This window comes from Natroniella acetigena, from assembly GCF_023227745.1.
In the GTDB taxonomy this organism is placed as follows: Bacteria; Bacillota; Halanaerobiia; order Halobacteroidales; family Halobacteroidaceae; genus Natroniella; species Natroniella acetigena.
This window is the reverse complement of the sequence record NZ_JALKBX010000004.1, coordinates 19,214-33,657: the sequence shown is the minus strand read 5'-3', so window position 1 is coordinate 33,657 and position 14,444 is coordinate 19,214. Positions and strand designations below refer to the sequence as shown.

Annotated in this window: 14 protein-coding genes; all 14 read right to left on the bottom strand. The window is 35.5% G+C overall.

The window, feature by feature from the left end; translation table 11 throughout:
- Positions 1–6 precede the first annotated feature (6 nt).
- Complete coding sequence (gene nrdR, locus MWH25_RS01840) at positions 7–459, bottom strand: transcriptional regulator NrdR (RefSeq protein WP_282706849.1); 453 nt, start codon at positions 457–459, stop codon at positions 7–9.
- Between the two features lie 333 nt (positions 460–792).
- Positions 793–933, bottom strand: a complete 141-nt coding sequence (locus tag MWH25_RS01835) for a hypothetical protein (RefSeq protein WP_248625201.1) — start codon at positions 931–933, stop codon at positions 793–795.
- 102 nt (positions 934–1,035) lie between these two features.
- Positions 1,036–1,299, bottom strand: a complete 264-nt coding sequence (locus tag MWH25_RS01830) for a YlmC/YmxH family sporulation protein (RefSeq protein ID WP_248625199.1) — start codon at positions 1,297–1,299, stop codon at positions 1,036–1,038.
- Positions 1,300–1,406: 107 nt separating this feature from the next.
- Positions 1,407–2,117 (bottom strand): stage II sporulation protein R, encoded by a 711-nt coding sequence (spoIIR, locus tag MWH25_RS01825; protein ID WP_248625197.1) that lies wholly within the window; start codon positions 2,115–2,117, stop codon positions 1,407–1,409.
- Between the two features lie 13 nt (positions 2,118–2,130).
- Positions 2,131–2,907, bottom strand: coding sequence for an RNA polymerase sporulation sigma factor SigG (gene sigG, locus MWH25_RS01820; RefSeq protein ID WP_248625195.1), 777 nt, complete (start codon positions 2,905–2,907; stop codon positions 2,131–2,133).
- A gap of 754 nt (positions 2,908–3,661) precedes the next feature.
- Positions 3,662–4,279 carry an alpha-ribazole phosphatase gene (gene cobC / locus MWH25_RS01815; protein WP_248625193.1) on the bottom strand — a complete coding sequence of 206 codons (618 nt, stop codon included), beginning with the start codon at positions 4,277–4,279 and terminating at the stop codon, positions 3,662–3,664.
- Between the two features lie 396 nt (positions 4,280–4,675).
- On the bottom strand, positions 4,676–5,758 hold the full coding sequence (gene cobD, locus MWH25_RS01810) for a threonine-phosphate decarboxylase CobD (RefSeq protein WP_248625191.1): 1,083 nt from the start codon (positions 5,756–5,758) through the stop codon (positions 4,676–4,678).
- 179 nt (positions 5,759–5,937) lie between these two features.
- Positions 5,938–6,837: a GHMP family kinase ATP-binding protein gene (locus MWH25_RS01805; protein WP_248625189.1), complete on the bottom strand. Its 900-nt coding sequence runs from the start codon at positions 6,835–6,837 to the stop codon at positions 5,938–5,940.
- Positions 6,838–7,034: 197 nt separating this feature from the next.
- Entirely contained in the window at positions 7,035–7,769 is a 735-nt protein-coding gene (cobS, locus tag MWH25_RS01800; RefSeq protein WP_248625187.1) for an adenosylcobinamide-GDP ribazoletransferase, read from the bottom strand.
- Entirely contained in the window at positions 7,769–8,368 is a 600-nt protein-coding gene (locus MWH25_RS01795) for a cob(I)yrinic acid a,c-diamide adenosyltransferase (protein ID WP_248625185.1), read from the bottom strand. The genes cobS and MWH25_RS01795 overlap by 1 nt, the downstream gene beginning before the upstream one ends.
- On the bottom strand, positions 8,369–9,748 hold the full coding sequence (locus tag MWH25_RS01790; protein WP_248625183.1) for a cobyrinic acid a,c-diamide synthase CobB: 1,380 nt from the start codon (positions 9,746–9,748) through the stop codon (positions 8,369–8,371).
- A 374-nt stretch (positions 9,749–10,122) separates the two neighbouring features.
- Complete coding sequence (gene cbiB / locus MWH25_RS01785; protein WP_248625181.1) at positions 10,123–11,073, bottom strand: adenosylcobinamide-phosphate synthase CbiB; 951 nt, start codon at positions 11,071–11,073, stop codon at positions 10,123–10,125.
- A 209-nt stretch (positions 11,074–11,282) separates the two neighbouring features.
- Entirely contained in the window at positions 11,283–12,797 is a 1,515-nt protein-coding gene (locus tag MWH25_RS01780) for a cobyric acid synthase (protein ID WP_248625179.1), read from the bottom strand.
- Positions 12,794–14,326, bottom strand: a complete 1,533-nt coding sequence (locus MWH25_RS01775) for a cobyric acid synthase (RefSeq protein WP_248625177.1) — start codon at positions 14,324–14,326, stop codon at positions 12,794–12,796. Before MWH25_RS01775 ends, MWH25_RS01780 begins: the two co-directional genes overlap by 4 nt.
- Between the last annotated feature and the right edge of the window lie 118 nt (positions 14,327–14,444).

The window sequence follows — 14,444 nt, the reverse complement described above, 5'->3', positions numbered from 1 at the left end:
CACTCCTTAGTTATCTAATAATTCATCCAGCTCTTTCCTGAAATTCTCAATATCCTTAAATTGATGATAGACCGAAGCAAACCTGACATAGGCTACTTCATCAAGTTGACATAAATATTCCATTACAAGTTCACCAATGACAATACTTGTAACTTCTCCTTCCATCTGATTTCTAATTTTTTGCTCTACTGAATTAACTATTCCTTCTAATTGTTCTCTAGAAATTGGTCTTTTTTCACAAGCTTTGATTAGACCACTCATAACCTTATTTCTATCAAACCTTTCTCTTCTACTATCCTTTTTAACAACTATAATAGGAAGTTCATCTATTCTCTCATATGTGGTAAATCGTTCACTACAGTTTAAACATTCTCTCCTTCGTCTAATTGTTATATTATCTTCTGTAGCTCTTGAATCAACAACCTTACTGTTAACCTCTGTACAATATGGACATTTCATGACTAAGACCATACCCCTCTCCTTAAACTACCCTCCATAAAATAAAAGCACACAACATGTTGTGTGCTTGGAAATAATATCATACTATATATAATAAGTCTAACTATTATGCAATTTATTTATCTTGATTTAAGTTAATTAAATTAGATTATAACAAATTAACTATTTCAAACTGCAAATTTTATTTTTCCTCAAAAATCAATCTAACCAAGCTCCATAAGTTAACCCTGCTTACAGATTAATAATTCATAAGCTAATCCCTTTTATTATATTCAACAGAAAAATTTAAAATCCTTCTTTTTAAAGCTCTCTTAAATAAAGAACTTAGTAAATTTACTTATCCTTAACTACCATCAACCTTACATTTTTAGTAGTTTCATCTTCATTCATTGCTTCTTCCATATTCCTTAATTTATCAACTTCATCTGCTGATAAGTTGGCCCATTTATCTTCAAACTTTTTTGAAAGATCCATTTTCCCCCTCCTTCATTATTTATGATTTCCAACTTGATTTTTTATATTCTACTATATTCAAAAAACCTTTATTTCTGATATCAGAAATAAAGGTAATAAATTTTAATCTTCAGCATTAGATTGTTCTAATCCATCATTAATTGTAACTAAAATAACATCTTCCCCTATCTTTTCTATTTTTGACCATGATATGTATAAATTATTATTCTCACTGAATAATTTTAAAAATTTTTCTTCCCTAGGCACAATTATTCCATTTATTTTACCAGCTACTAAGTCAATATCTATATCTTCTATCATTCCTAGTCTCTGCCCATTGCTAACATTAATAATTTCTTTTGCTTTCAACTCAGAAGTCTTAATCATTTTACTCCTCCTTTTTCACTCAATTGTTTATAACTATTATATGTATCAGATATAAGTTTGTTACAAAATAATAAAGATTATCACTTAATATTAAGTGATAATCTTTATTATTTATCTTTACTATTCTGTTCTCCTGAAAATAATAATTTATTTAGTCCTGGAAAAGAAGTTTCCAGAATTTGGGCCAACTTTAATTTAGATTTAACTAATTGAGGGTTTTCTTCTAACACTTCAACCAATTTAAATTTAAATTCTATTGGAATCTCGTTTTCTCTAATCTCTTCTTTTTCAGATAACTTATTTAGTTCTTGTTTTGATAATTCTTCAATTGAATCAACAAAACATAATGGTGGGAATAATACACACCACCAATTTTCGCCATTTGCTTCACCGATTCTAACTTGCAATGCCTGATACTCTCCAGCTTCTAAAGTCGTCCCTCCATAACTCCTTGTTGGAAAATCAAAATTTCCTAATTTTAGTTCAATATTATAATCTTTATTATTCTCTTTTAATTTATTTTCAACTATTTGCTTGATTTGATTTAAATTATTCTTTACAACTGCTTCAGCTTGTAAAGGATTTTCCAAATCCTTAAATAAATAAGTAGTTTCATTAATTATTTCAGCTTTTATCTCTCTTTTTATTCGCTGATCATCCAATGAGTTACTATTAGCAACTACGTGTAATCTTAATAACTCTTCAGGCCCATAAGCTTGAAGAGTTTCCTCCTTAATAATAAAACTATTTCGATAACCTGTCATAAAAACAAAACTGATCAAAATAGCAATTATAATTATAAATTTAACCCGCTTCATCTTTTACTCCTCCTCAGCCTTCCTTAACATATTTCTTTAAATTATTCAAAGCCGCTTTTTCTAACCTAGAAACTTGGGCCTGAGAAATTCCTATATTCCCAGCTACCTCCATTTGAGTTTTACCTTCATAGAATCTTAACGTTAAAATTAACTTTTCTCTATCTTCCAGTTGTCTCAATGCTTCTCTAACTGCAATTCCTTCCAACCAGTCTTTATCGTCATTATCATCACTAATCTGATCCATAACATAGATTGGATCTCCACCATCATGATAAATTGGTTCAAAAAGTGAAATAGGATCCTGAATAGCATCAAGAGCATAAACAATTTCTTCGCGTGGAATCCCTAACTCTTGTGCTATTTCAGTTAAGTTAGGTTCCTCAGACTTTTTATTTTCCAAAGTCTCTTTAATTTGCAAGGCTTTATAGGCTGTATCACGCAATGAGCGACTAACTCTAATTGGATTATTATCTCTCAAATGTCGCTTAATCTCCCCAATTATCATTGGAACAGCATAAGTAGAAAATTTAACATTTTTACTTAAATCAAAATTATCTATGGATTTCATCAACCCTATACATCCAACTTGGAAAAGATCATCAATTGGCTCTCCACGATTATTAAATCGCTGTAATACACTAAGAACTAGCCTTAAATTTCCTCCAACTATCGTATTCCTAGCTGTTTTGTCCCCTTGCTGCATCTTTTTAAATAACTTTCTCATTTCTTTATTAGACAAAACTGGTAGCTCTGAAGTGTTAACACCACAAAGATCTACTTTCTTTCCCATTTATTACCCTCCCAGTTATTACCATATTAAATTCCTTAATCCATTATCAGTATTAGCATTAATTAGGATATCTATACATCGCTTTTCTTTAGAAAATTTGTTAAAAATACATCTAAATGCAACAAATTTAATATTTCATTCATCTGCGTCAACTTAATACATAATTTTCTAATCGGTAATTGTCTTACTTTTTATTGATATAAAGTGGCACTTTGCCACTTTATATCAGTGTACAGTTTACAGTTGACGGTTGACAGTTAAAGACCTTAAAATCAAAACCACTCTAAACCTATAATTCTAAGTCTTTTCATGGGTTTTAAGATCTTAATATTTTGATCTTAACTGTAAACTGTACACTGTACACTGTCAACTCAATTATGTGTCACAAAGTGACACATAATTGTAATAAAGCTTTACTTCGAACGTCTATAAGACCAAAAATTGTCTTAAACTGACGCGGATAATATTTCATTAATATAAAAAGGGAGGCTTGTCATAGTTATCATTTTAAAGTTAACAATAGTAATTTACTTGTTAGTGAAAATTGTCAAATCACTTGCCAATCATATTAGGTATTATGTACGATGTGAATCTAGCTTATTCAAGATTAAACTAAGATTTAACTATTCACAAAATGGCGATCGCCCATTTTAGGATAATTAAAATCAAAATAAAAAAGAGTCAACTGAGAAATTAACTTCTCAGTTGACTCTTTTTTACTTAAACTCTTCTAAAATCAATCTGAAATTTCTTATTACTCATCCAAATGGGCAGTACAGTTAAACAACTCTAAAATCACACTCGCTTGACCTTCATAAAACTTAAGGATATTAACCGCTGTATTGGACTGTTTTAACTTCCAAGACTTATTTAGAGGCATTTCTAATAGATTACAGAGCAAGGTTTTAATTACTCCCCCGTGACTAACAACTACTATCTTATTTCCTGTCTCTTCTTTTATAATTGTTTTTAAAGCTTTAATAGTACGTTCTTCTAATTGCTTTAAACTTTCTCCTGCTGGTGGTTTTTTAGTGACAGGATCTTTCATCCACTGATCAACAGTAAAGTCAAACTCTTCATTAATCTCTTGATAAGTCATTCCTTCCCACTCACCAAAGTTGATCTCTTGTAAACCATCAACCTGAATTACTTGTAATTCATGCTTCTCAGCTACTAAGTTGGCCGTTTGATAAGCCCTAGTTAAATTACTAGAATAGATTTTATCTATCTTCTCACTAGCAAGTCTAACAGCTAATTTTTCTCCCTGCTCCTTACCCTCTGCACTCAATTCAACATCTTGACTTCCTTGAAATTTAAAATCTCGATTCCATTCTGTTTCACCATGTCGCACCAAAATAACTTCTGTTTCCATTTTATCCCCCCTCTAATAAATTTAAAGAAAGCCCCAACCACCAAATTATACAATTAAACTTATCAAATTTAGCAATAGAAACTAATAATTTATTTCAATAACTAACATATTAATAAATACAAAATAATAAGGAGTTGATCCTATGGAAGCAGGAGTAAGAAATGACTTAGTAGGTAAGGTTGAAGAAATTAAAACAGATGGCATGATGGCCCAAGTGAAAATACAATTATCAAATCCTTGAGCAAACTCAATTACGTCCGTGATGACGAAAGATAGTTTACAAGAAGCAGGATTTGAAGAAGGAGATAATGTAGAAGCATTAATCAAAGCTATTAATGTTGTCTTTACAAAACAACACTAATTCAGATAAAGCATCAGTAACTAGTTACTGATGCTTTATCTCTCATTAAATAATTCCTCTAAATTAGCCAATAACTCTAAATTATCTTCTCTATCTCTCACTGCAACTCTAATAAAATTCTCTCCAAGCCCAGTATAAGTATTACAGTTACGAATTAAAATCCCCCGCTGGGCCAACCTAACCTCTAACTCACTTGCTGTAATAGAGAGTAGACTCAAATCGATCAAGATATAATTAGCAGTTGGGTAATAGACCTTCCAGCCAGCTACCTCCTTCAAATTACGATATAAGAACTCCTTCTCCCGTCTGACAACCTCTTTAGTTGTCTCGATATACTTCTGCTCTTTAATAGCTATTTGGCCCGCTAATTGGGCAAAAAAATTACAATTCCACGGATCCTTACCTCGCTCTAAATCTTCAAGTAGATTGGAATTACTGACTCCATAACCTAATCGCAGTCCTGGAATAGCAAAAAACTTAGTTAAGGAACGTAATACAAATAGATTATCATATTGATCAACTAGATCAATTACTGTTACCTCTTCCTCTAAAAAATCAACAAAGGCTTCATCAACCATAATAAAGGTATCATGCTCTTGACCCGCCTCAATAATCTCAACTATCTCTGATCTAGTAATTAACGCCCCTGTTGGATTATTAGGATTACATAAAAAGAAGAGATCAACCTCAGCCAACCTAGCTATCAATCGCTCTACATCAATCTCAAATTGATCATCCCTACTTAATTCAAACTCCTCTACCTTAGCCCCTACACTCTTTGCCGCTGCTCCATATTCAGAAAAAGTTGGGGCCAACACCAACGCCCGCCGAGGCTGTAATACCTTAGCGAGTAAATAGATCAACTCTACAGCACCATTACCGATTATAATCTCCTCTTGCTTAACTCCTAACTGTTCAGCTAACCCATCCTTCAACTCAGTATAGTTTGGATCAGGATAATTAACTATCTGATCCAAGTTACCCTTAATAGCCTCCATTACTCTACTAGGAGGACCTAAAAAGTTAATATTAGCACTGAAATCTATTATATCTTCTTGCTGTAAACCATACTCCTTAACTGCCTGATTGAGATTGCCGCCATGCTTCTCCTGTGGCATCTTTATCCCCCTTACTTATTAAGATCAGTACTCTCAGATAAATTTAAACCTCTCACTACATCGTTTCGCAGATAATTAAGTTTCTTTGCACCCCCGTCTAATTGACAATTGATAGTTAAATTCAAAATCATAAAACCCTTAAACAATCAATAGTGCGAAACATTCTATGACTAAATATTTTACCTTCCAATATTTACTTTTAACTGAGAATACTCAAGATAACCTCCATTGATTATTCTTCGACACATTAGATAATTTAACTTAGGAATCTCTTTAGTAATTTTACTCAACAACGGTTCTACTTTAAACCCTTCTTTAATTAATACTCCTACCAAAGTTCCACTATGAGCAATATTGACTCCTAATAGACCTTCATCTCGTTCCACTAAATCAATTAATTGCTCCAAATTAGGTTTAAGCAAAATATCTTGGTTAGCCAAGCTGCTAATAGTAGCCCCTTGTCCAATTAGCTCCCAATCATTTTGTTGAACCCCTTCTTTAACCAACTGATAAGCTCGAGCAATCTGATCAGATTTGGCCCGCTTTAACTCTATTAAATCATCCCTTTGATTAAAGGCAATAGTATCTACCTCTCCCCCATAATCAAAGACCAATAACGAAATCGGTTCTATCTGCCCTAAGCTAGTCACCTTGCTCCCTTCTAAATGATCAAAAACAACTATCCCGGGCCAAAAAGAAGCATCAGTAGGTTCAATCGCTAAAGCTAACCTAGTTACCAGTTCTAGCTCTACCTCTTCTCCTAAAACCAAAGTAGTTGCAATAATAGCTGCTACAATATCTGCTGTACTACTAGCCATTCCTTTGCCCACTAATAACTGAGATTCTAATTCAACTTCTAAACCTAGATTTTGATAACCAAAATACTGTAAAGTCTTTTTAATTGCCAGTAAAGTCTTATCTGCCTGCTGAGCCATCTTAATTCCTGATTGAGAATCATCTACTTTAACTGTAACTGCATTATATAAGTCAATCGGACAACTGATTAAAAAGTTAGTTTCATCTAATAGACCTTGTACCAACTCACCACAAGTTCCTGGTACTTTAACTGTTACTTTCATAGTCTCTACTCCCTATCTTAAAAAATATAACCTTATATCAATTTACAATGTACAATTAACAATGTACAATTAAAGACTAATTCTTTAACATCAAAAACTTTTGATGTTTTTTAATTGTACATTGTACATTCCGTCAATTGTCCATTGTGAAGCTACTTTGTAATACGGTTGACTTAACCTCAAACTTAAACTTAAACTTAAACTAAAATTACCATAATTAATAGCGAAGCTACTTCCATCAATTCATTGATCGCCCCATAACTATCCCCTGTCAATCCATCTATCTGATTAATAATTATTTTAGCAATTAAAATCACAGCTAACCAACTGATTAAATAAACAACTATTCCAGTTACGCCAAAGAGTATTATTCCCAGTACCATTGTCCAGGCAGTTGCTAATAAAAACTGAGTCGTTGTCAAATATTCTACATGAGCCTTACCTAATCCTTCTTGTCGAGCATAAGGATAATGAAAAGCAGCATAGACCATTGCCCAGCGGCTGATAGTAGGAAAATAAAGTAAGAGCAAGCCCTTATCAACTGTTGGTACCTCAACAAATAAACTAAACTTTAAGATAAATAAAACGACTAATCCAATCACACCAAAGGCTCCAACCCTACTATCTTTCATAATCTCTAAAACTCTTTCCTTCTGCCGTCCACTAAAGATCCCATCACAGGTATCCATCAAACCATCTAGATGAATCCCTCCTGTTAATGCTACCATTCCTCCTAACAACAGACTATTTGTCACTAACTCAGGGAGATATAACTCCCCTATATAATTAATCCCAACTAACAATAAACCCAACAAAGAACCAATCACAGGAAAATAGAGCATTGAACTACCTATATTCTCTTCTTTATAATCTAATTCCTTCATGACTGGAATTCGAGTAATAAACTGTAGAGCAATTAGGAAGCGGTTCATTAATACTCAATCCCCCATCTACTCTTAATCCCTTGTTCTTGATAGGGATGCTTAACTGCGTTCATCTCAGTCACTAAATCGGCTCGTTTCACAATCCCTTCTGGAATTCCTCGCCCTGTCAAAACTAATTCTGTCTTCTCTTGCTTAAGCTCTATTAAGGCTAATACCTCTTCTGTCGTTAATAGATCATAGCGTAGTGCATTATTGATCTCATCTAAGATCACTAAATCAGCCTCTCCCTTATTTAATACAGTTTCAGTATATTGATAGGCCCATAGAGCAAATTTTCGATGGGTTTCAAGTTCATCACCCTTTCCGACAAAACAGTCTCCACAGCCTGTACATTCCATTAACCCTTGACGAATCAAACTAGAAAATGAGCACCCTTTCCCAAATTGTCTCAAGTTAAAATTAGGTAATTTCTCTGTCGAAAATATTTCTCCAGTATAGCTACTTCCTTTTAGATACTGGACCATCTCTACTGTTAGACCATGCCCTACAGCTCTTAAACCCAATCCTAAAGCAGCAGTCGTCTTTCCTTTGCCAGTCCCAGTATAAACCTGAACCAATCCCTGCTTTAATTCAGACTGTATCTCCATTTAATTAACCTCCTTATAAGCTTGGCAGTTATCTAAAAATCTCCTTGCCACCTGCAAATTACTCCCAAAATGAAGATGTAAATAGCTAGCCAATAAATTATCCATCACAAGTCCTTCTAGCCTTCCATCTTCCCCCTTACCACCAAATAATTGATAACTATAATCTAGCTCATCTACTAGATTGATCAACTTAGAATAGTGGAATTCATGACCTTTAACCTCTTCTCCAGCTTTTAATAATAAGTTATCCTGACAAGCTTTAGCCTTAACATAACCCATTGCTTGTAATCTATCCTGCATTTCTACTTGAGCAGGAATTAATCCGACCATTGGAAAACTCTCTTGAGCAAAGTTTATAATCTGCTCTGTCAAATACATCAAACCCCCACATTCAGCATAAATAGGCAGTCCTGCTTCCACCTGCTGATAAATCTTTTCTTTCATACTTTGATTAGCAGCTAACTTCTCTAAAAAGCTTTCTGGAAAACCACCACCAATATATAACCCATCAACCTCTGGTAATTTTTGATCATTAATCGGGCTAAAATACTCCAGCTTAACTCCTAAATTCTCTAAAATATCAAGGTTATCCTGGTAATAAAAATTAAAAGCCTGATCATAAGCTACACCTAAAGTCAGATCATACTCATCAGTCTCAACAAAGATCTTCTGCTCTGCCAACTCTAATTCAGCAGAAGTTTTAGCCAACTCAACTACAGCTTCTAAATCAAGATACTCTGTAATCAGAGCAGTCAACTGAGTAATATATTCTGTCAACTCTTCACTCTCTGCCGTCGGTACTAGACCTAAATGACGCTCTGGTAGCTCCAACTCCTGTTGAGAAGGTAGATAACCTAATACCTTTACTCCAACCTCCTCTTCAATTGGCCCTTTAATCATTTCATAATGCCGCTCACTACCTACATTATTTAGGATAACTCCTGCTAAATTCAAATCACAATCAAAGTTTTTATAACCATAAGCCATTGCAGCAGCACTTTGGGCCATCTTTTTAACATCAAGCACCAGCACAACTGGAGCCTTTAACATCTTAGCAATTTGGGCTGTACTCCCTTGCTTTTTGCGACCTTGTTTACCATCAAATAAGCCCATAACACCTTCAACAATTGAAATATCAGCTTCTTGAGCAGAATTCAAGAAACTCTCCCTAACTCCTTCTTCTGATAGAAAATAACTATCTAAATTACGAGATTGATTATCGGTAACTATAGTATGAAACCCTGGATCGATATAATCCGGGCCAACCTTATAAGGCTGCACATTATAACCTTGTTCCACAAAAGCAGCCATCAAACCAATCGTAATTGTCGTCTTTCCTACTCCACTTTTGGTACCAGCTATTACTACTCTAGGATTCATCTCATCAACTCCCTACTATAAAGCAATTAATATTTAACATTGAATATTTAATAATTAAAATCAAAGACAGAAAAGCTTTTAACCACGAATGAACACAAATCAACACTAATTAAATCAACAATAGATACTTCTCAAATTATATAAAATAATTTAGACTAATTAAGTACGTAATCTAATTAAATTATTTTTATCTAACTAATTTTATATAGATGTCTAACTCTAAAGTATAATTAATATTAGTTGTTGTTTTTTTCTTTTTTACTAATTACTAGTTCCTGGCATCCAACTTATCTTTAATATATCTTCCATTTTAAAGTTAGATGATTATATTCGTGTCTATTGGTGTCAATTCGTGGTTCCCAGATTTTGAATTTCTATCTAAGCACTAGGCTAAGCAAATAATATCCCCCGAGAAAGATTCCAGTATTCCAATAGATCAACCTGATCGTATCTTGAATCAGCTCACTAGTAAAATCAACCTTAGCTTGACCTAGATAAGCTCGTTTGCTACGTTGACCCTGATAATAATTGACCCCTCCTAGCCGAATCTGTAATGCTCCTGCTATTGCTGCTTCTGGAAAACCAGCATTGGGGCTAGGGTGCTTCTTAGCATCCTTCATAATCGTCTTTAACGCTAACTTCCATTCCTTATTTAAGAATACAGCAGCTATTACAAATAATCCTCCGGTCAAGCGGGCTGGAATCAAGTTAGCCAGATCATCAATCTTAGCAGCAGCCCAACCAAAATCTTGATACTTCTCATTCTGATAAGCAACCATTGAATCTAAAGTATTGACCGCTTTATAAGCCAAGGCCAGTGGAGCTCCCCCAATCAAACCAAAAAATAGAGGAGCGATAATCCCATCACTCGTATTTTCAGCCAAAGTCTCTATCGTCCCTCTGACAATCTCTCCTTCTTCTAAAGAATCTGTATCCCGTCCTACAATCCAACCTAAGTTCTTCCTTGCTTGCTTAAGCTGATCGGTAGTTAATTGATTATAGATTTCTCTGCCTGCTCCGACCAATCCTTTAATTGCTATTGTAGTCGATAATAACCAAATATTAATGATTAATCCTAAATGATAATTGATTCCAAAAAAGAGTTCTAAGATTAACTGACTAATCAGATAAGTACTCCCAATCACTACTACTGACAGAATAACTCCAGCTATCTTCAGTCCCAGCTTACCACTAAATATCTTCCGCAATCCTAGCTCTAACCAAATGATTCCCTTCCCAATTATCACGACTGGATGGGGTAAAAAGTTAGGATCACCGACTAGCAGATCAATGATTACTGCTATTAATACTAGGTAGTTTTCCATCTGCTCCCCCTCTCCAATTAACAATTGATAATTTACAGTTAAACCCAAAACCTAACCCTTTTAAAAACTCTGCTGCTAAAACATAACAATACTTTAGGGCTTTAAGGTTTGTTAACTATCTTCTTTGGATTCTTAGAACCCTTCGTAATGAAAAAATCCGCTTTTAGATTTTTCTATTCACTATCAATTATCAATTATCAACTATAAACTTAAAATAGAATTTCATACAACTTCTCCATATCCAGATTCTCCCTAACACCAGCAGCCAACTTTTCGTAAGCTTCTTCCCGCTCTGAATTAATCTCTATCACTTCATCTTCAAGCGGGGTCAACCCTTTATTACTCCGCAAGAAGTTGATTAGCTGACGCCTTAAATGATCATTATCAAAGATGCCATGCAAATAAGTCCCCCAAACTAAACCATCAGAACTACAAGCACCATCAGCTACACTGACTTCTCTTTCTGATCGCTCAGTAATCTCCAATAAAGGCTGAGAATCAACCCCTAATTCAGTCCGTCCCATATGAATTTCATATCCAGTAACCGCCCCTTCTTCTAACTGTCCCCAAAAACCGTTATCTCCTGTAACTCTAGCTCGAACCTGACTGGTAATCTTATCAGTAGCCAAGGTCGTTTCCAGATCCAACAGACCCAAACCTTCAATCTGACCCCGCTCTGTCTCAACTTCAGCAGGATCATAGAGCACTCTTCCTAGCATTTGATAGCCACCACAGATTCCAACAATTGGTACTCCACCTTCAGCTTTCTTAATTATCTCCGTTGCAAAATCTGTCTGATATAAATCTTCCAAATCCTCAATCGTATTCTTGCTACCAGGAATAATGATCAAATCAGGCTCGCCAAGCTCCTCTTTATACTCAACATAACGTACTCTAGTCCCCGGCTCCTTGGCTAAAGCATCAAAATCAGTAAAATTGGAGATATGAGGTAGTCTAATAACTACAATCTCCAATTGATAATCCTCTGCTCCTTGAACAGAGCTAGGAATTGAATCTTCTTCTGGTACTTTAAAATCTTCAAAATAAGGAAGTACTCCTAGTACTGGCACCCCTGTCTCTTTTTCTACATAATCGATCCCTGATTGGAGTCGGCTGACCTCCCCACGAAACTTATTAATGATAATCCCTTCAATCTGCTCTCGCTCTTCCTCATTCAATAGCTCAAAGGTACCAATGATCGAGGCAAATACTCCACCACGATCTATATCAGCCACTAGAATTACTGGTGCCTTAGCTAACCTTGCTATCCGCATATTGACCAAATCATAATCTCTAAGATTGACCTCTGCCGGACTACCTGCCCCTTCTAAAACAACGATCTGATACTCATCCTTTAACCGCTCTAAAGACTCCTCAATTGCTTGTAATCCAACCTGTTGTGAACTGAAGTATTCCTGAGCAGTCATATTCCGACTGGCTTGCCCATGGATAATCACCTGTGAAGAAGTATCCTCCTTCGGCTTCAACAAGATTGGATTCATATCGATCGTAGCATCAACCTTAGCTGCCTCTGCCTGGACAGCTTGAGCCCGCCCGATCTCTCCTCCTGCTTTAGTAATATAAGAGTTTAAAGCCATATTCTGTGACTTAAAAGGAGCTACAGAATAACCATCCTGTACCAAAATTCGACAGATAGCAGCAGTCAAAACACTCTTTCCTACATCTGAACCTGTTCCTTGAAACATAATCGCTCTTCCTGTCATAACAGCATCCCATCCTCTTCTAAAACCTGATAGATATAATCTAAATCTAGATTTTCACGGACTATTGCAGCCAACTTCTGATAACCTTCTTCTAATTTATCTTGACTGGCAGTTGAATCAACCTCCAACAACTCCAAACCCTTTTGCTGGCGTAAGTGATTGATAAACTCCAATCTAAAGCGATGATTATCAAAGATACCATGGAGATAAGTCCCCCAGATTGAACCTGTCTGATTGCAGGCACCATCAATTACCTCAACCTCCTGCTGAGACCGCTTTTCAATCCTACAGAAAGGTACTGCCTCTGCTCCCAACTTACTTTGGCCCATATGGATTTCATATCCTGTTACTTCTTTACCAACTAACTCAGCCATAAAGCCTACGTCTGACTCAATCACTGCCTCTGCTTGATGGGTCGTCTTAGCTTGATTAAAGGTCGTCTCTAAATCTAACAAGCCCAGTCCAGTCAACTCTTTTTCTGTCCCTTCAACCAGCTTAGGATCGATCAATTTAGTTCCTAAGATCTGATACCCACCACAGATTCCTACAATATTCATCCCTTGCTCAGCTAGTTCAATTATTCGCTCAGCCAAACCTTCCTCCTGTAAATAGAGTAGATCGGCTACTGTATTCTTAGTTCCTGGAATGATTAAAGCATCATAATCAGCCAATTCATCATTCTTAGTTATGTAATCAACCATTACCTCTTCTTCTTCAGCCAAAGCATCAAAGTCAGTAAAATTAGAAATATGGGGTAACTTAAGCACCCCAATCTTAATCTCAGCCTCCTCTGAATCGAATCGATCCAGAACAACTGCATCTTCATCAGGAATCTTAAAGCCTTTAAAGTAAGGAATGACCCCCACAATCGGTTTACCCGTCTTCTCTTCTAAAATATCAAGTCCAGGCTTTAATAACTCATAATCCCCGCGAAATTTATTTAAAATAATTCCTTTAACAAGTTTCCTTTCTTCAGGTTCTAATAACTTCAAAGTACCAACTACCGATGCCAAAGCTCCACCCCGATCAACATCAGCCACCAACAAGACTGGAGTCTGGTTTAACTTAGCAATCCTCATATTGGCCAGATCCTGATCCTTAATGTTGATCTCTGCTGCAGCTCCTGCTCCCTCTATAACCAAGACTTGATAATCCTGACCTAAAGCGGTCAAAGATTGATCGATAATCTCCACTGCCCAGTCAATATAATCTTCATTTTTGCGATCCAAACCTCGATCACCAATCGGCGTTCCTCTAACTATGATTTGGGATAGACCACCTCCCTTGGGCTTAACCAAAAAGGGTTGCATATCAACATTAATCTCAACCCCTGCTGCTTTAGCCTGGACAGCTTGAGCTCGACCAATCTCCCCTCCATCTTTAGTTACATAAGAGTTTAGAGCCATATTCCAAGCCTTAAAAGGAGCTACTCGATAGCCATCTTCAGCAAAGATCCGGCATAAAGCAGTAGTTAAGATACTCTTTCCTACATTTGATGCTGTCCCTTGGAGCATAATTCCCTCTGCCATTTAAACACCCCCTCGTTAAAAGCAATTAATAACTAATATTTAATAGTGAATAGTTAAGTTCAAAACCTTTTAACAAACACACAACTTGTGAATATCCTAATAATTATTCTCTATTCTC

What these genes read in the sequence shown, in the direction of transcription:
- nrdR (WP_282706849.1), bottom strand. Translation starts at nt 459, where the DNA reads ATGAAATGTCCATATTGTACAGAGGTTAACAGTAAGGTTGTTGATTCA.
- MWH25_RS01780 (WP_248625179.1), bottom strand. Translation starts at nt 12,797, where the DNA reads ATGACAGGAAGAGCGATTATGTTTCAAGGAACAGGTTCAGATGTAGGA.
- MWH25_RS01790 (WP_248625183.1), bottom strand. Translation starts at nt 9,748, where the DNA reads ATGAATCCTAGAGTAGTAATAGCTGGTACCAAAAGTGGAGTAGGAAAG.
- MWH25_RS01775 (WP_248625177.1), bottom strand. Translation starts at nt 14,326, where the DNA reads ATGGCAGAGGGAATTATGCTCCAAGGGACAGCATCAAATGTAGGAAAG.
- MWH25_RS01805 (WP_248625189.1), bottom strand. Translation starts at nt 6,837, where the DNA reads ATGAAAGTAACAGTTAAAGTACCAGGAACTTGTGGTGAGTTGGTACAA.
- cobC (WP_248625193.1), bottom strand. Translation starts at nt 4,279, where the DNA reads ATGGAAACAGAAGTTATTTTGGTGCGACATGGTGAAACAGAATGGAAT.
- MWH25_RS01835 (WP_248625201.1), bottom strand. Translation starts at nt 933, where the DNA reads ATGGATCTTTCAAAAAAGTTTGAAGATAAATGGGCCAACTTATCAGCA.
- MWH25_RS01795 (WP_248625185.1), bottom strand. Translation starts at nt 8,368, where the DNA reads ATGGAGATACAGTCTGAATTAAAGCAGGGATTGGTTCAGGTTTATACT.
- cobS (WP_248625187.1), bottom strand. Translation starts at nt 7,769, where the DNA reads ATGAACCGCTTCCTAATTGCTCTACAGTTTATTACTCGAATTCCAGTC.
- spoIIR (WP_248625197.1), bottom strand. Translation starts at nt 2,117, where the DNA reads ATGAAGCGGGTTAAATTTATAATTATAATTGCTATTTTGATCAGTTTT.
- cobD (WP_248625191.1), bottom strand. Translation starts at nt 5,758, where the DNA reads ATGCCACAGGAGAAGCATGGCGGCAATCTCAATCAGGCAGTTAAGGAG.
- cbiB (WP_248625181.1), bottom strand. Translation starts at nt 11,073, where the DNA reads ATGGAAAACTACCTAGTATTAATAGCAGTAATCATTGATCTGCTAGTC.
- MWH25_RS01830 (WP_248625199.1), bottom strand. Translation starts at nt 1,299, where the DNA reads ATGATTAAGACTTCTGAGTTGAAAGCAAAAGAAATTATTAATGTTAGC.
- sigG (WP_248625195.1), bottom strand. Translation starts at nt 2,907, where the DNA reads ATGGGAAAGAAAGTAGATCTTTGTGGTGTTAACACTTCAGAGCTACCA.